Below are 22141 nucleotides of genomic sequence, written 5' to 3'. Positions count from 1 at the left end.
GTCACGGCAGCGGGCGAGGATACGTCTGCAGGGCGTCCGCCAGGCCGGCCGCGTCCGTGCCGATCTTGCGGTAGACGGCGGAGAGCAGCTGGCGCACTCCCTGCTCGGTGATGTGCAGGCCCTTGGCGACCACCGCCACCGGGTGGCCCTGGGCGGTCATCTCGGCGGCTCGGCGTTCGTGCGCGGTGAGCGTGTCCGTCTGGGCGTACCGCAGGGGCAGTGGCCGCAGCCCGGCCGCGGAAAGCTCCTCCCTGGCCCGGGACGCCAGGGTCTCGGCACCGCAGTGGACGGCGCTCTCCAGCCCCTGGTAGAGCCGGTCGGCGGCCTCCTGCAACCGGCCGTTGCGCGACAGCGCGGCACCGTGGCCGACCAGTGCACGGGCCAACTCGTAGGAGGCGGGCGACCGTTCCAGATGTTCGACGGCCTCCGCGTGCAGGTCGAGCGCCGCCGGTCCGCCGGTCACCTCGGCCTCGGTGTGCAGCGCCTGACCGATCATGGAGGCCGCCCCGAAGTCCCGGGCCCGCTTGGCGGCGTCCCGCGCCAGGTTCACCGCCCGCTCCGGATCGGTGGGGGCCAGGACGGACGCCAGGTCCAGCTGCCAGGAGCACCAGGAGGGGTTGCGCCACGCGCGTGTCTCCAGCCGGTCGCCCACGGCGGACAGCAGACACTCCGCCTCCGCGAGCCGTCCCTCCGCCAGGAGCAGCTCGGCGTACACCGTGCGGGGATCCGGGTAGATCACGGCGTTCGGGACCACGTCGCCGTACCCGTACTTGTCGGCGAGCCGACGCGCGGCGCCGATCCGGCCACGGGCCAGCAGCGTCTGGATGAGGATGCCGATCGCGAACCACTGGGCGGGTACGGCGCCCTCCACGCGGTCCGCCGTACCGAGGCCCTCCTTGACCCAGTGCTCTGCCTCCACCAGCAGACCTCGCCGGTAGCGGATGTAGCCGAAGAGGGCCTGGCCGACGGCCAGATGGGAGCCGCGCCAGCCTTTGTCCTCGCACTCGGCCATGCCCTTGGTGAAGAGCTCCTCGGCCCGCCGCGGCTGGTCGCAGTACATGAAGGTCAAAGCGACCGAGACGGGTACCTCGAAGCCCCGGTTCTCATCGGTCCAGCTCATGCCTCCGCGCAGGGCGTCCTCCGCATGCGACAGGACGGTCCGCCGCGGCTCTCCGCGCACCAGGGCGTCCCACGCCCGCAGACCCAGGATGTAACGCTCCTCCAGCCCACGGCCGGCCAGCTTCCCCGCCATCCGCGCCAGCTTGCGGGAGCGGGCGGGCGAATCCGGCTCGTCGGTGCGGAACGCGCTCCACACGAAGTGATCGGCCTGCATACGCAGCTTGATGCGCGCGCTGGTGGCCTGCTTCGCCTCGTCGGCGGCCACGGCCGCGGCCTCGGCCAACCGGTCGGTGTGGGCCAGCGCCTGGGCGAGCCGGTAGACGATGGAGGCGCGCAGGTCGGGGTCGACTCCCGGCTCCGCCAGCGCTTCCTGGAGATGACTGACCGTGGCCATGGGTTCGCTCAGGAAGGTCGAACAGGCGAGTTCGTGGAGGATCGCGGCGCGGTCCTCCGGCAGGGGCGGTTCCTGGAGCGCCCGGGTCAGCATGCGTCGGGCGGCCTCCGGGGCTCCGGCGCGCAGGTACTCCCGGGCAGCCGCCCGCAGACAGTCGACCGCCTCGGGCTTTCCGTCGCAGGGCACCTCCAGCAGGTGTCGGGCCGCGGCTGTCGGGCCCAACCCCGCGGCGCGGACGGCCTCGGCAGCCGCGTTGTGCAGGCCGACGCGAAGGGTGGAGGAGATGTCCCGGTAGATCGTGGTGGCGATCAGGGGGTGTGCGAACTCCAGGCCGCCCCCGCCCAACCCGTTGCTCTCGGCCAGAATCCGGGCGGCGCGCAGCTTCTCGGTCGCCTCGGCGGCGTCCTCGCTGCCGATCACCGCGAGGCTGGCCGCGAGCTCCGGTGAGATGGACTCACCCAGCACAGCGGCCGCCCACGCGAAGCGGACGGTGGGGCCACCGAGTCGCTTCAGGCGCTCGATCAGTCCGGGTCCCTTGACCGCCGCAGCGAGGCCCCTCATCACGGGCAACTCGTGCTGGAGGCCCTTCACATGCCGTTCGCCGAGTCGGATGGCGAGTTCGACGGTCTCGAACGGACTTCCGCAGGTCGCCCGCCAGCATTCGTCGCAGAAGCCGTCCTCGGCTTCCTCCCCGACCTCGGCCCGGACGATCCGTGCCACGGCGTCGGCGCTGAGCGGCTCCAGAGCCAGCGGACGGTTGCCATGGCCCTCCATCAGCGTGCGGAGGCCGCTCGCCTCGGGCGGCAGTTCGTCCGGCCGGTAGGCGACGACGATCAGGAGCGGGAGGTCCGCGGCCCGCGGTGCGAAAGAGGCGAGCCAGCTCAGGGACTCGGCGTCGGCCCAGTGCAGGTCGTCCAGGAGCAGCACGACGGGCTTCTTCATCATCGTCAGGCGCGTCATGACCCAGTCCAGGCCGACGCGCACGCCTGTCGGGTCCGGCACATGGGCGGTGTCCGCGGCCTCCAGACCGAGCGCGGTGGCGACGATGTCGTACCAACTTCCCAGGAAGTCCCGACGCTCCGGCTCGTCCATCGCGGCCAGGCTCGGCTGCAGGAGCTGGCGGACCACGCGGAACGCCAGCCCCTGCTCCTGCTCGCCACCCTTGCCCGAGAACACGGTGAACCCGTGTGCGGCGGCCCGGGAGCGCGCCGTCGTGATGAGGGTGGTCTTCCCCAGTCCGGCCGAGCCGGCGAAGGCGAGGAGCCCGCCGTACGACACGGTCGGCACGCCGTCGACGGCGCCCCGGAGGTCGGCCAGGGCGGAGTCGAGCGCGCCCAGTTCCTCGTGGCGCTCGAGCAACGGAAGGTGTTCGGTGTTCGGTTGCCGCAGCTCAGGTGCCATGTGCGCTACCGCTTCCTGTCGTTGATCCCCCTGCGGACGGGCGCCGAGCGTATGCCTTCTGGGTACCCGATGGCCGTATTAGCGCATGAGGACGGCAGGGAAGGGTGAAATTATCCGCAAGATCGGTTCATCTGCGCGAGCTGCGGCTACCATGCACCGGGCTTACCTCACCGAAACGCGGATACCAATGCCGTGTCGGCGTATCGCGGGACGGTGCGGGACCAGAAGTAGCACCCGCGGATCCAGCCGACCATCCCTTCCACGTAGCCGACGCCGGCAGCACTCAGCTCCGGCCTGATCTCTGCATGGAGCTCCTCGAATTCTCGAATGGCGTGGTTGATCTGATGAATGGCCAGCCGGATGGCCATCGGCAGCGTGCACCGGTGTGAACGCTGGTGAGCGAGGGCCAGATTGATCACTTCCCCCGCTTTCTGTTCTTTCACCGCGGAGAAGAGGTCGGCCGTCCACACCGCGGCGTCGACCGACAAACGCCTCAGACGCCGCATCACGGGGTGATGGAGATCCCGGTGCGTGAGCTCGTAGGCCTGCTCTGCCTCGTACAGCGGGTAGAAGGGCTCAATGCCCGCCGTGAGCGAACGAATCGACTCGCACAACCCCGTCCGCACACCCCCCGACTGCCCCTGCGCCACCGCCTCGTACAACAACCCGTGCACATACTCACGGCTGTTCCACGCCCAGCGCGCCGCCTGGGCGGGGGTGCACCGGTCCTGGACCTGATGGTGGAGGTCGGCCAGGGCCGCGCCGAGGGGAGTGCTGGGCGGTTCGCCGTCCCGGAGGATGGCGATGCTCTCGCACAGCATGGGCAGCAGTGAGGCCGCGTCGCGTCGGCCGACGTCCTCCGCGCGGTCGTCGAAGATGAACTGGTAGGCGATCTGGTTCGCGACGATCTGGAGGAGCTCGGCGTCCATGGTCGGGCTGTTGTAGGCGGCGAGTTCGGCGGGGCGGGTGCGGGCGATCATCGTCGCCACCCCCGGTTCGTCGGTCAGCCCCAACCGGCGCAACCAGGTCTCGACGCCCGCCGCGGCCTCGGACGCGTGGCGATTGCACTGGAAGGGGAAGGGCATGTAGAGGTCGGCGTCGATCAGATCCCTGAGACTGCCGGCCGAAAGAACGGTCTGCGGGGTCACCGCGATTTCCTCACGCGTCGTCGACACCGTTGTCACCTGCCGTTCGGGAGTCCTGCACTCGAGGTGCTGCGGTTGCTCGGATGGCGAGGGAACGTGCACGGGATGCCGCGCCGAGCGGAGCCTGAGCACGCGGTTCGCAGGTCATCACCAGCGAACGCGGGCCCAGCGTGGCGGCGGGGCGCAGTTGTTCGGTGTATCCGGGGCGATGGCGCAGCCGCCATCGGCCGGCGATGGCCGCGACGGCCACCGTGGCCTCCGCCACGGCGAACCGGTCGCCGATGCATTTGCGGCCACCCGCGGAGAACGGGAGCATCGCGCCCTGCGGGACGGCGGTGGCCCGCTCCGGCAGCCAGCGGGCGGGGAGGAAGTACTCGGGGTCGGGGAACGAGTCGGGGTCGTGCTGGAGGAGGTAGGGGCTGTACAGGACGGTGGACCCCGCCGGGAGGCGGCGCCCGGCGAGGACGGTCTCCTTCGTGGTCAGGCGCATGAAGAGCCAGCCGGGCGGGCGGTGGCGCAGCGTCTCGGTGACGACGCACCGGGTGTAGGTGAGGTGCGGCAGGTCCTCGGGCCCGGGAAGCCGTCCGCCGAGCACGGCGTCGACCTCGTCGTGCAGCCGGCGCTCGGCCTCCGGGTGCCGTGCCAGGAGGTCGAAGGCGGACGCGAGGCACAGGGCGGTGCTCTCGGCTCCGGTGAGCAGGAACGTGACAAGCTGGTCGTGGACCTCCTGTTCGCTGATCTCAGCGGTGCCGCCGTCGCCGCGCGTGGCGCCCAGCAGCGTGCCCAGCAGGTCGTCCCGGTCATCGCGCCCCGGGTCGCGCCGGCGCTGCGCGACGACCGCGTCGACGATCGTGTGGACGCGCTCGACGGCGCGCCGGTAGCGCCGGTTCGCGGGCGTCGGCACCCGGAAGAGGGCGTCGACCGGCACGGCCGTACGGGCGAACAGGCCGCGGACAATGGTGGCGAGGCAGTCGCGCACCTCGGCGGCCGTCGACCTGTCGAGGGAGTCGGAGAACAGGACGTGGCTGATCACCCGTGTCGTCAGGCTCAGCATCTCGGCGCTGACGTCGACCTGTTCACCCGCCTGCCACGCACGGAACGTCGACTCGGTCTCCCGGCCCATCAGTTCGGTGTGGTCGGCGATGCGGGAGGGGCGGAAGCCGGGTTGCAGCAGCCTGCGCTGCCGTCGGTAGGTGTCATGACGGCAGGTGACGAGGCCGTTGCCCATCAGCGGGCGCAGCCTGTCGTACAGCGGGCCCCCCTTGTCGAAGGTGCGCGTGTCCATGAGGAGTTGGTGGACCAGCTCCGGGTGACACGCCATCCAGGCGCGCAGGGGGCCCAGGCGTATCTCGACCAGATCGCCGTGATCCGGCAAGGAATTGAGAAAATCCAGCGGATGGCGGAACAAAGCGATACCGTGACCGATGAAGGGGAATATGCCTGGTGCAGTACCCACCGTCCAGGCTCGCTCTTTTTCAGGTGCGGCACCGTTCATCGAATACCACCTGCCTCAGTCGACACACGAAATCAGTGGCTGTTCCACCGACTTGCGTTTGAGTCATGTACTGCCCAGTTCAACCTCCCGTCGGTTGCCCGAATCATCTCTACGCCGGGGCGCACGGGAGCACGAAGGGGCATTCTGTGAACCACCTTTGGTGTGTATTGCATCGACCAGCGGTTCTCATTTGTCACTCAAGCGCTCTTTCGTGTCCACAACCCGCAAGAGAGCGACCGCGACTACAACGCGTGACGCTCCAGCGCGCGGCCGCTCCGACACCCGCTTACGTTGGGCGGGCAAGCGACTCACCCATCCCCCCAAGGAGGAGTCATGGCCCGCAAGGGTGGCACGGACAAGATCAAGGGCAAGGCCAAGGAAATGACCGGCAAGGTCACCGGCGACCGCGAGAAGGAGGCCGAGGGCCACCTCGACCAGGCGCGCGGCGAGGCCAAGAAGACCATGGGCAAGGCCCAGGAGACCGCCCGCTCCGAAAGGCGCGACCGCACCTGACCGACGCGCGACAAGCGGACCGCCGGTCGGCGAGACGCGGCTGGGGGACCACCCGGCCATCCCTGCGCCGCATCCGGCGGATCCGCTCCCCAGCGCCCCCAGCACCCCCGGTGCCCCCCAGTGCCCAGCGCCCCCGTTGCCTTCCGCGATCTCCGGGTACCCGTCCCCTCCCCAGAGCGCAGACGGAAGGCCGACAGCCATGAGCACCCCCTTTCAGCCACACGCGCTGCACGACTACGCGCTGCTGGCCGACGGGGAGCGCGGCGCGCTGATCGGACCGGACGGCGCCATCGGCTGGCTGTGCGCCCCCACCTGGCACGACGACGCGCTCTTCGCCGCACTGATCGGCGGCCGCGGTGCCTACGCCGTCACCCCCAAGGGCCGGTACGTCTTCGGCGGCTACTACGAAGAAGGCACCCTCATCTGGCGCAGCCGCTGGATCACCGGCGACGGCATCGTCGAGTGCCGGGAGGCACTGGCCTTCCCCGGCGACCCCGACCGTCTCGTCCTCCTGCGCCAACTGCGCGCCGTCGACGGCCCCGCCCACCTGGCAGTCGTCCTCGACCCGCACGCCGGATACGGCAGGGAGCCCACCTCCGCCCACCGGGACGACGACGGCGTGTGGCACCTGCGCACCGGCGACCTCCGGCTGCGCTGGCAGGGCGCGGGCGCCGCCGTCGTAGGGGAGCAGGGCCTGACCGCAGTCCTCGCGCTGAAGCCGGGAGAGCGCCACGACCTGGTCCTCGAATGCTCCCACTCCGCCACCGAGCTGCCGCGCGAGCGGCCGCACCCCGACCAGGCATGGGAGGCGACCGAGACCGCGTGGCGGAAGACGGTGCCCGGTCTGGAGAACACCATCGCCGTCGGCGACGCGCGACGGTCGTACGCCGTGCTGCGCGGCATGACGGGCCAAGGCGGAGGCATGGTCGCGGCCGCCACCACCAGCCTGCCCGAGCGCGCCGAGGAGGGCCGCAACTACGACTACCGGTACGTGTGGATCCGAGACCAGAGCTACGCAGGCCAGGCCGCCGCGGCCGTGGGGGCGCACGACCTGCTGGACGACGCCGTCCGCTTCGTCTCCGCACGGCTCAACGACGACGGCCCGCGTCTGGCCCCCGCCTACACCGTCCACGGCGGCCCCGTCCCCGAACAGCGAGAGCTGGACCTGCCCGGCTACCCCGGCGGCTTCGACCGTGTCGGCAACCGGGTGAACCGCCAGTTCCAGCTCGACTGCTTCGGCGAGGCCCTGCAACTGTTCGCCGCGGCCGCACACCACGACCGCCTCGACGCCGACCACTGGCGGGCCGCCGACCTCGCGGTGCGTGCCATCGCCGAGCGCAGGGGGGAACCGGACGCCGGCATCTGGGAGCTGGGCGACCGCTGGTGGACGCACAGCAGACTGGCCTGCGTCGCCGGACTGCGCGCGATGGCCACCGCGGCCCCCCGCCACCCGCTCGCCGACACCTGCGCCCGCCTGGCCGACACCGTCCTCACCGAAACCGCGCGCACCTGCGTCCACCCCGACGGGCACTGGCGGCGCAGCCCCGACGACCCCGCGGTGGACGCCGCCCTGCTGCTGCCCGCCGTACGGGGCGCGCTGCCCGCAGGGGACGTACGCACCCGCGCCACCCTCGACGTCTGCCGCCGCGACCTGACCCAGGACCACTTCATCTACCGCTTCCGCCATGACGGCCGCCCTCTGGAAGACGCCGAGGGCGCGTTCGTCATGTGCGGTTTCGTCATGGCCCTGGCCGAGCACCAGGAGGGCCGGACCGTCGCGGCGCACCGCTGGTTCGAACGCAACCGCGGGGCCTGCGGCGCCTCGGGCCTGTACGCCGAGGAGTTCGACGTCGCCCAGCGCCGGCTGCGCGGCAACCTCCCGCAGGCCTTCGTCCACGCCCTGCTCCTCGAGAGCGCGGTACGACTCGGCCGGACGCCGGACAGCGGCCCCCGATACGGCAGGGCCTGACCGGTTCGCCCGGTGCTCCCCGGGTACCCGTGCTTTTTCGCACGAGCACGAGGAGGGGACGGAGGAACCCAAACATGTCTCCCCTGGCACAGGCAGTCACAGCGGGCCACTGGGAGGACCGACGCGCTTCCGCCCGCACCGCGCGGCTGCGCAGCCGGATACCCGAGCCCGACGAGGAACCGGACCTACTGGGCCAGTACCTGGCGCAGATCGCGGCGACACCACTGCTCACCGCGGAGGACGAGGTGCGGCTCGCCCAGCGCATCGAGGCCGGCGTGCACGCCATGGAGGAACTGGAGCAGGCCGACACCGAGGGGCGGGACCTGCCGTCGGATCGGCGCCGGGAGCTGGAGGGGACCACCCGGGACGGGCTCGCGGCCAAGGACCACATGGTCCGCGCCAACCTGCGGCTCGTGGTGTCGATGGCCAAGCGGCACGCCCACCGGGGCCTGCCGCTGCTCGACGTCATCCAGGAGGGCAACCTGGGGCTGATCCGGGCGGTGGAGAAGTTCGACCACACCAAGGGGTTCAAGTTCTCCACGTACGCCACCTGGTGGATCCGCCAGGCCATCGAGCGGGGCCTCGCGGCGCACGCCCGCACGGTGCGCCTGCCGATGCACGTCGTGGAACAGCTCCAGAAGCTCGCCAAGATCGAACGGCGGCTGCAGCTCGGCCTGGGACGCGAGCCCTCCGTCGAGGAGGTGGCCGCCGAGAGCGGCTTCGCCGCGGACAGGGTCGCCTGGCTGCGCCGCGTCGGACGGGACGCGCTCAGCCTGGACACGCCGGTGGACGAGACCGGCGAGACCGTCGTCGGCGACCTCATCGCCGACACGGAGGTACTGCAGGCCCCGGAGGTCGCCGAGTACCAGGCCCTGGCGGAGGAGCTGCATGAGGCCGTCGGCACGCTCGCGCCCCGCGAGGCCATGATCCTCAGCCTGCGCTACGGCCTGCACGACGGCCGGCCGCGCACGCTGCAGGAGGTCGCCCAGCAGGTCGGCCTGACGCGCGAGCGCGTCCGCCAGCTGGAGAAGGAGTCCCTCGCGCGACTACGGGCGCCCGACACCCGGGAGCGCCTGCTGGCCTGGGCGAGCTGACTCCCTGCCTCACACCGCAAGCGGTGAGGGCTACCCCAGGTCCGCACCCCACGCGGCGGCGCACAGCGCACGGTCCACCTCGTCGGTGTAGAGCGCGGCGGCGAGCCAGGCACGGGCGAACCGGTCGGTGTCCGCCGGCAGAAGACGGCCGAAGGTGTCCCGGGCACGGTCCGCGGCAGCGGCGTGCAACTCGTCGAGGAGGTCCCCGGCCGTCGCGAAACCGTACACGCGCAGGCGCCTGCTGTCGTGGGCGCCGCTCCCGGGGAAGGCCAGCACCCGGCGGCCCCCGGAGACGGCCTGATGGACGCGGCGGCGCAGGAGGTGCAGCGGGGCTTCGTCCGACGGGGGCAGGGCGTCGGCGGACGGCAGCCCCGACGAGGCGGGCAGGTCCGCGTGCCGGAGACGGTCGAGGCCGAGATCGAGGCGGCTCTCGGGGTCCGTGGGGTGGTCGCCGGCGAGGAGCAGGGCGCGGGGGAGCGGGGCCGGGGTGAGACGGGCGACCACACGGAGCCGGGTGCCCGCGGCGGCCGCGAGCAGACGGAGGTTGTCGCGGTGGGGCAGCGCGGGGTCGTCGTGGGCGGCGGCCAGACGCAGCGTCAGACCGCCACAGTCGGCGAGCAGACAGTCGCCCGCGGCCTCGCGCACCGTGCCGATGAGGGTGACGTCGAGGAAGAGCAGGCCGTGACCGCCGTCGGTCAGCGCACGCGAAACCTGCTCGGCGACGGGCACCGCCCACAGACGGTCGAGGGGCTCGCCCCGCCAGGCGGCGCCGGACGCCCGCACCGCCCGTACGCCCGCTCCCGCGCCCAGTCGGCCCGTCGGCGAGACGGTGGCGCCGGAGACGGCGAGTCCGGCGCGCGACAGCTCGCGGTGCGTCAGGGCCGTGTCGCCGATGCGGACGGCCCGGTCGGCCGCGCCCACGGCCCGGCCGGAGCCGCCCGGGGCCACGTCGGAAACGGTGTAGAGCCGGCCGTCGGCGTCGGCGGTCCAGGTGACGGCGCCCGCGTATCCGGTCGCCGTGAGGACGGGCTCGGAGAAGAGCCCGTACAGGCGCAGCGACCCGTCCAGGGTGTACGGCTGCCGTGCCGTGCCGCGCAGGGCGGCCAGTTCCGGCCCGGTGGCATACGGGAGACGGTGGGCGGCGCCCAGCAGCTCGCGCACCGCGGCGACCAGGTCGGTGAGGCGGTACGCAGGATCGGCGGAGCGGGCCGCCCGCAGCCCGGTCACCACGGACACCGCCGACGCGGCCACCCTCGGCAGCCCCGCGAGCCGCGCGGTGTGCGCCGCACGGAGCAGCTCCGCCTGGAGGACGGCCCCGGCGCCGTCCGTCCCGGCCTCGAACACGGCGGCCGTGGCGTCGTGGACGGCACGGGCGGCGGCGTGCTGGGTGGGGGTCGGGGCGTCGGGGGCGGCCGGAGGTGCTTCGGCTGGGGCGGAAGCGGGGACGTTGGTGGCGGTGGAGGTGGCGTCGGACCGGGCAGCCGGATCGGAATCGGCTGCCAGTGGGCGGTCGGTTGTGGCTTCGGGACCGGTGTCGGCTTCGGGATCGGTGTCGGCTTCGGCTTCGGGATCGGTGTCGGCTTGGGGACCGGTGATCAGTGTCGCCGCTTCGGCGATCGGGGCGGCCGACGCCGCGGCGGCGCGGTGCAGGCAGTCGGGGGCGAGGAGACAGCCGCAGCGGATGGCGTCCGCGCTGGTCACGGCGCCGCCGGGGGCGTGCAGTTCGAGGTCTGTTTCGTCGTCGAGGGCGAGGCGCACGGTGTCGCCGTCGACGACCACCGGCCGGCCCGCCAGCTTGGCGATGCCCGCGTCGAGCCGCTTGCGGAGCCGGGGCGACAGCGCCCCGACGAGTTCGGCGGTCACGGACGGCGCGACCGGAGGAAGCTGCGGGCTCATGCGATCTTCTCCCCTACCCAGCGGGCGAGTTCGAGCGGGCTGAGGGCGGCGACCGGCATCCCCGCGGCGACGAGCTGTCCCGCCACGCCGGTGGAGTACCGGGGGCGGCCCGAGTCGTCGAGGCTCGCGCAGCCCAGGACGTGACAGCCGGACCCCACCAGGGCACGGACCTCCGCGAGCAGCCCGCCGAGCGGATAGCCCTCCTCGAAGTCGCTCACGACCACGACGAGGGTGCGGGACGGCACGGTGACGAGTTCGCGGGCGTGTCGCAGACCCGCGGCGATGTGGGTCCCGCCGCCCACGCTGACCTCGAGCAGCAGCGACAGCGGGTCGTCGACATGACCGGTGAGATCGATGACCTCGGTGGAGAAGGCCAGGAAGTGCGTGGACAGCGTGGGCACCCCGGCCAGCACCGAGGCCGTGAGAGCCGCCCACACCGTGGACGCCTCCATGGACCCCGACACGTCGGTCACCAGGATCAGCCGCCAGTCGGCGGCACGCCGGGCGCGCGTACGGAAGACCGGGTGCTCGGGGATGACCTGGACCCTGCCGTCGGGGCCCCGGCGGGCGGTCGCCAGGTTGGCGCGCAGGGTGCGGGGCAGGTCGAGCCCGCCGCCCGGCCGCCGGCTGGGGCGGGGCAGGGCCGTGCCGTGCAGCGCGGGACGCAACCGGGTGGCCAGCTCCCGGGTCAGTGCCTCGACCAGGCGCCGCACCAGCGGACGCAGCGCGGCGAGCCGTGCCTCGGGCAGGCCGCCCGCGTGCCGCAGCACCGTCCGCAGCAGGTCGACGGAGGGCCGCACGCTGTCCGGGTCCAGCTCGGCGAGCACGTCCCTGCGTCCCGCCGCGGCGGCCGCCGCCAGCACCTCCTCCCGGACCCCCGGCCCGAACAGCGCCGCCAGCTCCTGCGACCACTCCCGCACACCGGGATACGGCGCCTCCCGGCCACCCCCGGCCCCCGGCCCGGCCGACCCACCCCTGCTGCCTTCGCCACGGCCGTTGCCGTACAACTCGTCCAGCGCTGTGGCCAGCGCGGCCGCGGACGGCGGCAGTCGGTCGGCACGACGGCCGAGGAGGAGGCGCCAGCGGTCGGCGGGGGCGAGGTGGTGCTCTTGGGGGGCGGAGTCGGAGCCGACGCCGGGCCCCGTGTCGGAGTTGGATGAGCCGGAGCCGGAGCCGGAGCCGGAGCCGGAGCCGTCGCCTGAGCTGGAGCTGGAGCTGGAGCTGGAGCTGGAGCTGGAGCTGGAGCCGTCGCCGGAGCCGGAGCCGGAGCCGGAGCCGTCGCCTGAGCTGGAGCTGGAGCCGTCGCCGGAGCCGGAGTGGGAGCCGTCACCTGAGCCGACGCCCGAGCCCGAGACGAAGTGCGACCCCGACCCGACACCGGAACCCGAGCCCAGCTCGGCCGGGCACCCCGGCCCGGGCCGTGAGCCCGACCCGACGCCGGCATCCGATCCGGCAGCCGAGCCGGCAGCCGAGCCGGAGGCGCCGGAGTCGGACCGGGGTTGCTCAGCCCCGTCGGCGCCGTGTTCGGCGGGCGTCGGGCCCGAGCCGGGATCACCGTGCCCCCGAGGCGACGGCATCAGCCCCATTCGCTGGAGGGCGGCCCGGGCCGCGAGGTCCGCCCGGGTCCAGCCGGCGAGGGTGGTGGGGTCTACGCCGCCCGTGTCGGACAGGGGCCGGGTGGGGGAGAGGCGTTCCTCGACCATGGCGAGGAGTCGGTCCCGGGCCGCGGGGCTCAGCGTGTCGAAGCCGCCCCGCAGCGCGGGGAGCCGTTCGAGGAAGGCTCGGTCGGGCAGTTCCGACACCCGGCCGAGGAGCGGTTCCAGCGCGGGGGCCGCCGCCTCGAGGAGCGGGCCCGCGGCGGTGAGCAGTCCGGTGAGCCGCGCGGCGAGAGCGGACCGGGACTCTGCGTCCCAGGCCCCGTCGACCCAGGACGCGACACGCCCGCCGAGCACCTCGGCGTCCTCGTGCCCGAGCAGCACCCGTACGGCTCCGGCGGCGCCCCGCATCAGGGGCGAGCCGCCGGCGGCCAGCCGGGCGAGGGCGTCGGTGAGCCGCAGGCCGCCCTGGAGGTCGGCACGGTGGGCGAGTTCGAGCAGGGCGTGGGCGTCCGCCGGGTCCTCGGATCCGGTCAGGCCGTCCACCTGGCGCACCGCGGCGGCGGTGAGCAGCTCGGCCACGTCGGCGGCCCTGTCGGTGCGCTCCTCGTCCGCACCGAGCCCGGCGATATGACCGGCCCTCAGCCGGTCCAACAGCGAGAGACCGGCGAGGAGTTCGGACAGCGTGCCGGACGGTGGCAACACCTCGGCGACGTCGGCGATCCGCTCGTCCGCCAGCTCGGGCAGCCCGCACTCCGCCGCCTCCTGAAGCCCTCGCAGGGCCTGCGCCGCCGTGGGCCCACCCTCGTCCCCCGCCATGCGCCGCCGTTCGCGCAGCACGCCTTCCGCCGCCTGGGCGGGGGTGACTCCCCGCACGCCGGCCGCGGCCAGCATGGCCGCCGTGGCGGGCGTCCAGCTCACCTCCCAGCGCGAGGTGAGCGCCTCCGCACCACCCGCGCCGGCGACCTCCTTGGCCTCCGCGTACGGCACCCCGCACACGGTCAGCCTGCGCAGCAGCAGCTCGCGCCGCCGGTCGAGATCGGAACGCAGCGGGTCCAGCCGCAGATCCCGGCTCGCGTCGGCACCGCGGTCCGCCGGCCCGGGCAGCCCCAGCTCCGCCACCTCCGCCTCGACCGCCGGGGCGAGACCACTGCGGGGAGCGCCCGGCGCGGGCCGGCCTCCGCGCGTGCCGACGAGGACCCGCTCCATCGCCCGCGCGACGGCCCGCCCCCTCCCGTACGGTTCGCCCTGCGCCAGCACCGTCTGCACGGCCTCGACCAACTCGCCACGCCCGGCCGCGGGCAACCCCCGCAGCCGGGCCAGGTCTCCGGCGAGCCGGGTGATCTCGCGGGCGTCGGCAGGCCCGGACGGATGGCCCAGAGCCCGCAGCTCCGCGCACACCCGCACGGCCGCCCGGGTCAGGGCCTCCTCCAGCGCGGCCGGATCGCCCGCCGCCTCCAGCACCATGTGCTGCCACTCCGGATCCCGGATGCCCGCCGGGTAACCGGACCGCTCGTCGAGGAGCGCGTACGTGTAGGGAATGAGCGAGGTCGTCCAGACGGGCCGATCGGCGTCGGCAGGGGCGCCGAGGGCGTCGGACTCCTCCTTCCCCCCACCCCCGGTCAGCGCCGGCGCATGGAACGCCCCCACCACCATGGCGGCCCGCTCCCCGTTCGCGGTGGCGGCGGCCAGCCGTGCCCGCATCCACCGCTCCCGCCGCAGATCCAGCTCGGGCACTCCCCCCGACGCGACCGCGTCCTCCCGCAGCGCCCATCCGGTGAGCAGCGCCGCCCGCCGCAACGCCTCGACCGGAGACCCCGGAGCGGTCGCCTCGACGAGCCGATCCCACAGATCGTCCCCGGGACGCCCCGTGAGCCGAACCCGCAGGGCGTCGGACAGGCGCAGAACCTCGCCCACCCGACCCGGGGCCTGCCGTTCCTCCCCCCACGCCCGGTCGGCGAGCGGCAGGTCACAGGCGACCACCGGCACCCCACACCGAGCCGCCCACCGTACGGCGGCGAGTTCGGGCGAGAAGTCGGCGAAGGGATAGAAGGCCGGACCGCCACCCCTGCCGGCACCCCCGGCGCCGGGGGCGGCGGCGAGGGCGACCGGCGCCCGTGTCTCCTCGTGGGCGAGCCAGGGCAGCCACTCCTGCATCTCCGCGGGGAGCTCGACGAGCAGCACGTCCGGCTTCGCCTCGTCCAGCAGCGCGGGCACGGCCGCGGCGAGGGAGGGCGCGTGGTGCCGTACGCCGATGAGGTAGGGCCCTGCCGGGTCGGTGAGCAGCGCGACGGCTTCCTCGGGGGCCTCGGGGGAGAGGGAGGAGTGGGACATGGCCTCAGCTCTCCAGGACCGTGCGCAGGTCCCACAGGGTGCGCCAGGTGGCCGAGCCCTGTTCGGCGCGGCGCCGGACGGGACCGTCCCAGTAGCCGCGCAGCCGGGCCGCGTCGGCGGGGTCGTCCTTGCGGACGACGCCGAGGAGGTGCCCGGGGAGCAGCCCGAGCACGTCGCGGTCGCCGGGGAAGTACGCCGCCGCGAGCCCCAGCGCGCCCGCGACGGCGACGGCCTCCGCGGTGCTCATCACCGTGGAGGGCCGCTCGACCTCCCAGCCCTCGCTGGACCTGCCCTCCCGCAGGTCGCGGAAGGCGGTGACGAGGGCTTCGAGCACGGCGTCGTCGACCCGGAAGGCCGCCCCGGACCGCTCGACGGCGGCCCGCGCCTGGCTGCGTACCAGCGCGGTCTCGGCGTCGAGGTCCCCGATGGGGCCGACGGTCTCGAAGTTGAAGCGGCGCTTGAGCGCGGCGGACATCTCGGAGACGCCCTTGTCGCGCAGGTTGGCCGTCGCGACGAGGTTGAAGCCAGGTGCGGCGTGCGCCAGGGCGTCCTCGGTGCCCGCCAGTTCGGGGACGGCGATCCGCCGCTCCGACAGCAGCGAGACCAGGGAGTCCTGGACTTCGGGCAGACAGCGGGTGACCTCCTCGACCCGGGCGATCGCGCCCCGGGCCATGGCGGTGAGCACCGGAGAGGGCACGAGCGCCTGCCGACTGGGCCCCTGGGCCAGCAACAGGGCGTAGTTCCAGCCGTACTTGAGCTGGTCCTCGGTCGTCCCCGCCGTGCCCTGGACGACCAGGCCGCTGGTGCCGCACACCGCGGCGGACAACAGTTCGGAGAGCATGGACTTGGCGGTGCCGGGCTCACCGACGAGCAGCAGGCCGCGCTCACCGGCGAGGGTGACGACGCACCGCTCGACCAGCGCACGATCGCCGACGAACTTGCCCTCCACCACGAGCCGGCGCGGCACGCCGTCGGGCACCTCCGCGTCGTCGGGCAGCCGGAGCGCCTGCCCGTCGCTCCCCATGACGAACGTGACGACGGCACGCGGCGTGAGCCGCCAGGCGGGCGGACGCGGCCCGTCGTCGTACGCGGCGAGGAAGGCGAGCTCAACGGCGTGCCGGTCCTCGGGCGGCACGATCTGACGTACGGGGTCTGGAACGAGGGCGGTGGTCATCGGCGGCCCTTCCGGGTGGCGCGGGTGGTGAGCTCTTCGTAGGCGGGGGCGTCGCCGGAGCGGACGCGGTCCCAGGCGCGGGTGAACAGCTCGGCGACCGGGAGCAGGGGGACGGGGCGCGAGGAGCCGGTGACCGGGTAGAGGCCTTCCTTCCAGGTTTCCACCGGCAGCGCGGGGGCCTTGAGGTCGCGCCAGCCACACGGCAGGAAGAGGGTGCGCCCCGCGCGGGGCCGCTTGGCCTCGACGACCAGGTCGGTCGCGGCGAGTTCGGCGCGGGCCTTCTTCAGGCGGGCGGGCTTCCAGCCGGTCCAGCGGGCGCAGTTGCGGTCCGTCGGATCGGGAAGAGCCAGCAGTTGCAGGTAGAGCGCCGCCGCGTCCTCGCTCAGACCGTGGGACGCGGCGACCTCGCCGACGAGCGCGGGCGCGCTGACGGTGGGGTCCTGGGCGTGGCCGACGGGCCCTTCGGGGTGGGTCCCGGCCGCGAGGGCCCGGGCGAGGTCGTCGCCGAGGATCCTGCGCAGCGCCCGCAGCCCGCTGCCCCGCAAGGGCCCGACGAGCCCTTCCACGAGCCCGAACACGGCGTCGTCCGGCCCGGTGAGGGCCGCCGGGCGGACCAGGACGGTCTCGTTGTCACCGTGCCAGGGGCGCAGCACGAGCGCTTCGCCGACGGGTGTCAGGCCGTGCGCGTCGGCACCTCCCGCGGCCGGCAGCCCGTACGCCTTGCGGATCTCGGCGGCGGTCGGCCCGCCCTTCTCCGTCCACGCCACGTCCAGGTCGAGCAGCAGTCCCGGGTCGGCGACGCGGCGGCGCAGGGCGGCGAGGCCGTCCGGCAGGGCGGCACGCAGGGGGTGGCCGAAGGGCAGGGCGTAGGCGAGCGCGGCCAGGGCTCCCACGGCGGCGGTCAGGTCGTACCGTCCGGGGAGGGCCCGGGCGTCCTCGGGGACGAGGTTGCCGTCCTTGTCGGGCCGTTGGACCGTCGTGCGGCTGATCCACGGGGTGCGCCCGGGGTTGAGCACGGCCTCCGCGGACGTGACCTGCACACCGGCGAGGTCACCGGCGACGTCCTCGGGCAGCCGCACGAACGAACCGAGGCGCTCGGCCCACACCCGGCCCGCGGCCTGCGTGTCCGGTCCGCTCGTCCACAGGTCGGCCGGCTCGTCGGGCAGCAGCGCCTCGATGAGCGCGGCCCGGTCCGCCGTACGGAGCGAGCCCAGCATGCCGTCGCCGAACTCCAGTTGACGCGGCTTCAGCCCGATCTCGGCGAGCACCTCGGCACGGGAATCCTGCGGCCGGGCGGCGAGCAGCACGGTCGCCTGGACGGGGCCCAGCGCACCGCCGGTCGCGGCGGCGAGCGCCTCCGGTGCCTCGGGCCGCCACGGCGCGGCGCCCTTGTCCCGGACCAGCCGGGTGACGGCGGCGAGCCGCTCGGCGGGGAACGCCGACGCGTGCCTGGTCTCCTTCTCCAGGGTGAAGTGGGCGACGGCGCCGAACGCGCCGGACGGGTCGTGGTCGAGGGCGAGCCAGACGATCCGGTCCCGTGTGGTGTCGATGCGCTGGCAGCCGAGCACGACCACGGTGCGGCCCTCCCGGCGCAGCACCTGACCGGCCCGCTCCTGCTTGCTGTGCGGCTCGCCCAGCATGACCGTGCGCAGGCCCGCCCCGGGCGCGGCGAGCGGCCCTTCGCCGACCGCATCGAGCAGCAGGAGCAGCGCCTCCCGGGAGGCGTCGGACAGCGTCGGCGATGTGGCGCGGTAGGCGAGCGGCGGCAGTGTCTCCAGGACGGACGGCCAGACCATGCCGATCCCGGGGACGGTGTACTCCTCACTTCGCCACCCCTCGCCGAGGGCGGTCAGTCGCGCGCGGTCTGGCAGCGGCTTGCCGTCGGCGGGCTTCCCCGACAGCACGTGGTTCACGGCCCGGATCTGGCGCAGCACGCTCCACTGGTGGTCAGCGCCCCACCAACCGCCCAGGTTGGCGAGGCCGTCGACCACCGCGCGCAGCGTGCGGTCGTCACCGTGCGCGGGACGGTAGTCGGCGAACATCCCCTCCGTCCGCCGGGGATCGAGCTGCGTCCGTTGCACGGGAGCTGCCGCGAAGGCGGTCGCCGTCTCGGTGACGCGCAGCGCCGCACGGACGAGCGTGCTGACGCCGATGAGCAGCCGGTCTTCGGTGAGCCCCGGCAGGGACCGGGCCACGGTGAGCCTGACGACCTCGTCCGTGGTCGGCACGAGGGGCTTGCCGGCGGCGTTCGCCGCGGCCGCCGCGGCGGGCCCGCCGGCCGCGGCCAGCTTCGCCTGGCGTTCGGCCAGGGCGGACGCCGTGGCGCGCAGTACGTCGGCGGCCTGCTCGTCCGTCAGCGCGCGCAGCAGGGCCGAGGCTCGCTCGTCGCGGGGGCGCAGCGCGTGCCAGAAGGCGACCGGCGGTACGAGCGGGGTGCCCGCGGCGTACTCCCCGCCCCGCTCGTTCGGTGTCACCCGGCCGAGTTCTCCGGTGCCGGAGGTGTCGTCGGCCGCGAACAGGGCGACCTGGCGGTACATCAGGGCCGCGACGGGCTCGGCGCCGCCGGGCAGCCGCAGCGCGCCGAGCGGAACACCGCGCGTGCGGCCCGGGACGACCGGCAGGGTGACGGTACGGCCGTCCGGTGTCCCGGTGGTCGTACGCGTGTCGGCTCCCGTGCCCTCCGTGCGCACCCAGCGGCCGAGGACGGTGCCGTCGGTGCCGAACGGGCTGCGCTCCAGGCCCGGTTGCAGGGGCAGGACCTCGCAGTCGTCCTGCGCGAGGGTCGCGTCCTCGCGGATGCCCGACCGCAGGAAGGCGGGCAGGGAGGCGCGCCCGTGCGTGCCCGTGTCGGGGTCGTACTCGAGCCACACCGACTGCCGGCCCTGCCTGCCCAGGCGCCACAGCGTGGTGCCGTCCCCGATGACGGGGCGACTGGGCGGCAGGGTGGTGTCCCCGGCGTGCAGCGTGCGGCCGCCGGTGGCGCGGCCGCCGCAGGGCAGCGGGACGGAGGGGGTGCCCGCGTCGCGGCCGTTCCACCAGTAGGCCAGTTGCTCGCCGCCGAGGACGAACACCTCGGCCGGCCGGGCGGACCAGTAGCCGAACTGCTTGCCGTCGTGCCGCCACACCACGAGCAGCTCACCGTCGGTGTAGCGGAAGTTCGGGCGCGTCCAGCGGTCCAGCTGGACCGGGATGCGCAGGTCGTGGTCGAGCAGCACCTTGTCCGGGCCGATCACGACCACCTTCTGCCCGCGCGCGAGGATCAGCGCCGGCCAGGCCTCGGCCAGGGTCAGCTCGTTGTCACAGGAGTCGCGTGTCGCGTCGTCGAGCAGGCGCAGGGCCTCGTCGAGGGCGGGCCAGCCCAGCTCGTCCAGGATGCCCGCGCGCAGCGTGCGGCCGAGCAGCGGCGCGACCTCGTGCGCGGCGACCCGGGCGACGGCCTCGGGGTTGACCTGCGCGGCGACCGGCCGGAAGGGACGCAGCCGGTGCAGTGCCGCCCCGGCCGCGGGCAGGCCCACCGCCGCGGTGAGCTCCCCGGCCGCGTCGTCCAGCCACTCGCGCAGCACCTCACTGAGCACGGGGTGCGCGGCGACCTCCTCCAGCAGTTCGGTGGCCGCCCGGTCCCGGCCCAGGGTGCCGATCGCGTGGTGCAGCAGGGGCCGGAACCGCGGATCCGCCGCGACGGCCGTCAGGTCCCGCCGCCCGGCCCGGGTGTCGCGCAGCCACCGGTCGAGGGCCAGATGTACGTCCGTCCCGGCGTCGGGCACCGCGAGGGGGATGCCCTCCGCCACGCACAGGTCCAGCAGGTCCAGGTCGGCCCCGGCATGCCAGCGGCCGGTGAACAGGTCGACGTCCCGACCGTCCGCCCGCAGCCGCGACGCCATCCGCTCGACGAGCCCGAGCGTCGCCGGGGACCGGTCGGACACCGACGCGCCGTGCTTCCGGAAACCGGCCCAACGACTCAGCCAGTCCGCGGCGTTGCCCCCTCTCACCGCCAAGGCACCGTGAGCCGCGTCGCCACCGTCCGCGCCGACGCCCGCATCCGCAGTCCCGGCGCCGAACGCGCCGGCCTCGGCACCGGAGCCCTCACTCCCATCGGTCAGCAGCCGCTCCGCCCCGCTCTCCGCCAGCAGGGCCAGCCAGAGTTCGTCGTTGTCCACGCCGCTGCCCAGCCCCGCCGGCATGATCTCCAGCAGCCGGGCCCGCACGGCCGGGCGCTGTTGGGCGAGGACGGGGAGGGTGGCGCGGTAGGCGGTCCAGAAGGAGGCGGGTGCCCGGACCGAGGCGGGAGAGGCGATCAGATCGGCGACGAGGCCGCACTCCTCGGTGACCCGGTCCAGACCGGCGGCTTTGATCAGCCCGCGCGCGTCCTGCGGCAGCGAGGCGTACGGCGGCATGCCCGCCGCGCAGCGCTCCACGGTCAGCTGCCGGAACTGGGCCCACGCCTCGGCGGGATCGAGCCGGTCGGCGAGGTCCTTGACGTGTTGCTTGAGCGCCTTGACCGTCAGTGCCCCGGCGAAGGCGAACTCCAGGAACACGGCGCGCTGCCGCTCCTCGTCGACGGCCAGGGCGTGCACGCGCTCGGCGTCACGGGCCTTGCCGAAGAAGGCGGCGGCGTAGGTCGTGTTCTCGTGCTGGAGGAAGACCCGGGCGGCCTGCTCGTAGAAGGTCGGCAGGAAGTGCGGCACCGCGCGGCCGAGCCGTTCGCCGAGTTCCTCGAAGCCGTCCTTGGCGGTGCCTGGGCGGGACTTGGCCTGCCGCGCGAGCCGTTCGACGTCCTTGACGAGGGTCAGCGCGTGGTGGCCGTTCGCCGGGTCGTTCACCAGGGCCCAGGCGGGGAATCCCAGGGTCTCCCGGCGGACCTGCCCGACCTCGGGGGTCTCCGGCGCCCGGCCGAGGCCCAGGAAGTCCAGAGCGAGGTCCTCCGCCTCACCGAGGGTGCCCGGCACCAGGCGTACGACACGCCGGTCGTCCAGGGCGGGGTGGGTGTACGTGCGCACGGTGAGCGTGTCGGCGTCCTCGCGGGTCGTCGTGCCCGGGGGGAGGACGGCGCCCGCGTCGAGCAGCGCGGCCGCGGTGGTGTCGTCGTACGGGGTCATGCCGCCCGCTCCTCGTCCTCGATGTCGCGTCCGGCGTACAGCACGGCCGCCATGCGCATGCCCTCCGACCAGGCGACGGCACCGACCTGACCGAGCTTCAGCACCCGCCCCGCGGTGTCGGTCCACATCAAGGGGCCCGTCTCGGTCTCCTCGTAGCTGTCGTAGTCGCCGATCCAGACCCGGGCCTCGACGCCGACGCCGTCCTCCCGGACGGAGCAGACGGCGTTTCCGCCGCGCACGCGGTAGCCGAGCTGGGTGGTCCTGCCGTGCAGGAAGCGCAGTTCCTTGAACGCGCCGCCCGCGTACTCCTCGACCGAGGTGCCCTCCGTGTCGAGGCCGGCGGGGCGGTGCCAGACCTCGCGGAAGAGCTGCTGGGCGCGCTGCTCGACGCCGAGTTCGACGGCGAACTCCCGCAGTTCCTCCAGGTCGTCCAGGAGAACCGGGTGCGGGAGGCGGACGAGTTCGGGGGCGATGCGCACGGTGTCTCCGTCGAGGTCGACGAGACCGAGTCCGCGCTCGAGGTCGGCGTCCCGGAGGAATCCCGCGACCTCGCCGTCGACTCCGGTGACCACGAGGTCGCGCAAAGCGCTCTGCCAGGCCGGGTCCGGCCACACCCGGGCGATCACCGTGAGAGGCACCGGGAGGGAGCGCACCATCCACCGCTCCACGTCGGTCAGGCACTGCCGTTCGTGCCGTTCCAGCCACTCGGCGAGCTGGCGCAGTCCCACCACGGCCGGGTCCTCCGCGAGTTTGGCCGGAACCGACTTCAGCCGTCGCCCGGCCGCGTTGCGGCTCACCACCTTCCCGCTGTCGAGGGCCACCTCGTAGTCGCCCGCCGTCACCCACCCCATACGTGCCTCCCCGCACCGCAGCGATCAAGTGACGGGAACTCTAGGGCAGGCCACTGACAACGCCC

11 protein-coding genes are annotated in these 22141 nt (G+C 74.0%); 3 read left to right on the top strand and 8 right to left on the bottom strand.

From position 1 onward, the window contains the following. Position 1: 1 nt before the first annotated feature. The 3 genes from ACFYWX_RS19655 to ACFYWX_RS19645 form a co-directional block, all read right to left on the bottom strand. Positions 2-2914, bottom strand: a complete 2913-nt coding sequence (locus ACFYWX_RS19655; RefSeq protein WP_389425312.1) for an ATP-binding protein — start codon at positions 2912-2914, stop codon at positions 2-4. Positions 2915-3081: 167 nt separating this feature from the next. Continuing rightward, on the bottom strand, positions 3082-4089 hold the full coding sequence (locus tag ACFYWX_RS19650) for a (-)-alpha-amorphene synthase (RefSeq protein WP_389425311.1): 1008 nt from the start codon (positions 4087-4089) through the stop codon (positions 3082-3084). Further along, complete coding sequence (locus tag ACFYWX_RS19645) at positions 4073-5554, bottom strand: cytochrome P450 (RefSeq protein WP_389425310.1); 1482 nt, start codon at positions 5552-5554, stop codon at positions 4073-4075. Before ACFYWX_RS19645 ends, ACFYWX_RS19650 begins: the two co-directional genes overlap by 17 nt. 333 nt (positions 5555-5887) lie before the next feature. Between ACFYWX_RS19645 and ACFYWX_RS19640 the strand changes: the two genes are divergently transcribed. The 3 genes from ACFYWX_RS19640 to ACFYWX_RS19630 all read left to right on the top strand — a co-directional run bounded on the left by ACFYWX_RS19640 (position 5888) and on the right by ACFYWX_RS19630 (position 9130). Continuing rightward, positions 5888-6067, top strand: coding sequence for a CsbD family protein (locus ACFYWX_RS19640; protein WP_389425309.1), 180 nt, complete (start codon positions 5888-5890; stop codon positions 6065-6067). Between the two features lie 199 nt (positions 6068-6266). After that, a complete protein-coding gene (locus ACFYWX_RS19635) occupies positions 6267-8036 on the top strand; it encodes a glycoside hydrolase family 15 protein (protein ID WP_389425308.1) in 1770 nt (589 codons plus the stop codon). Positions 8037-8110: 74 nt separating this feature from the next. Further along, positions 8111-9130 carry a sigma-70 family RNA polymerase sigma factor gene (locus ACFYWX_RS19630; protein WP_389425307.1) on the top strand — a complete coding sequence of 340 codons (1020 nt, stop codon included), beginning with the start codon at positions 8111-8113 and terminating at the stop codon, positions 9128-9130. A gap of 30 nt (positions 9131-9160) precedes the next feature. Here the strand turns inward: ACFYWX_RS19630 and ACFYWX_RS19625 are convergent, their stop codons facing one another. The 5 genes from ACFYWX_RS19625 to ACFYWX_RS19605 are packed head-to-tail and all read right to left on the bottom strand — an operon-like array spanning position 9161 to position 22076. Continuing rightward, positions 9161-11026, bottom strand: a complete 1866-nt coding sequence (locus tag ACFYWX_RS19625) for a hypothetical protein (protein WP_389425306.1) — start codon at positions 11024-11026, stop codon at positions 9161-9163. Beyond that, positions 11023-14955, bottom strand: a complete 3933-nt coding sequence (locus ACFYWX_RS19620; protein WP_389425305.1) for a DUF5682 family protein — start codon at positions 14953-14955, stop codon at positions 11023-11025. Before ACFYWX_RS19620 ends, ACFYWX_RS19625 begins: the two co-directional genes overlap by 4 nt. Before the next feature lie 4 nt (positions 14956-14959). Further along, entirely contained in the window at positions 14960-16129 is a 1170-nt protein-coding gene (locus ACFYWX_RS19615) for an AAA family ATPase (RefSeq protein ID WP_389425304.1), read from the bottom strand. Further along, positions 16126-21225: a hypothetical protein gene (locus tag ACFYWX_RS19610; protein ID WP_389425303.1), complete on the bottom strand. Its 5100-nt coding sequence runs from the start codon at positions 21223-21225 to the stop codon at positions 16126-16128. The genes ACFYWX_RS19615 and ACFYWX_RS19610 overlap by 4 nt, the downstream gene beginning before the upstream one ends. Next, on the bottom strand, positions 21222-22076 hold the full coding sequence (locus ACFYWX_RS19605; protein ID WP_389425302.1) for a DUF4132 domain-containing protein: 855 nt from the start codon (positions 22074-22076) through the stop codon (positions 21222-21224). Before ACFYWX_RS19605 ends, ACFYWX_RS19610 begins: the two co-directional genes overlap by 4 nt. Positions 22077-22141 lie beyond the last annotated feature (65 nt).

Source organism: Streptomyces sp. NPDC002888, from assembly GCF_042888465.1.
Classification (GTDB): Bacteria; Actinomycetota; Actinomycetes; order Streptomycetales; family Streptomycetaceae; genus Streptomyces.
The sequence above is the reverse complement of the archived record's forward strand: the minus strand, read 5'-3'. Positions and strand labels throughout refer to the sequence as shown.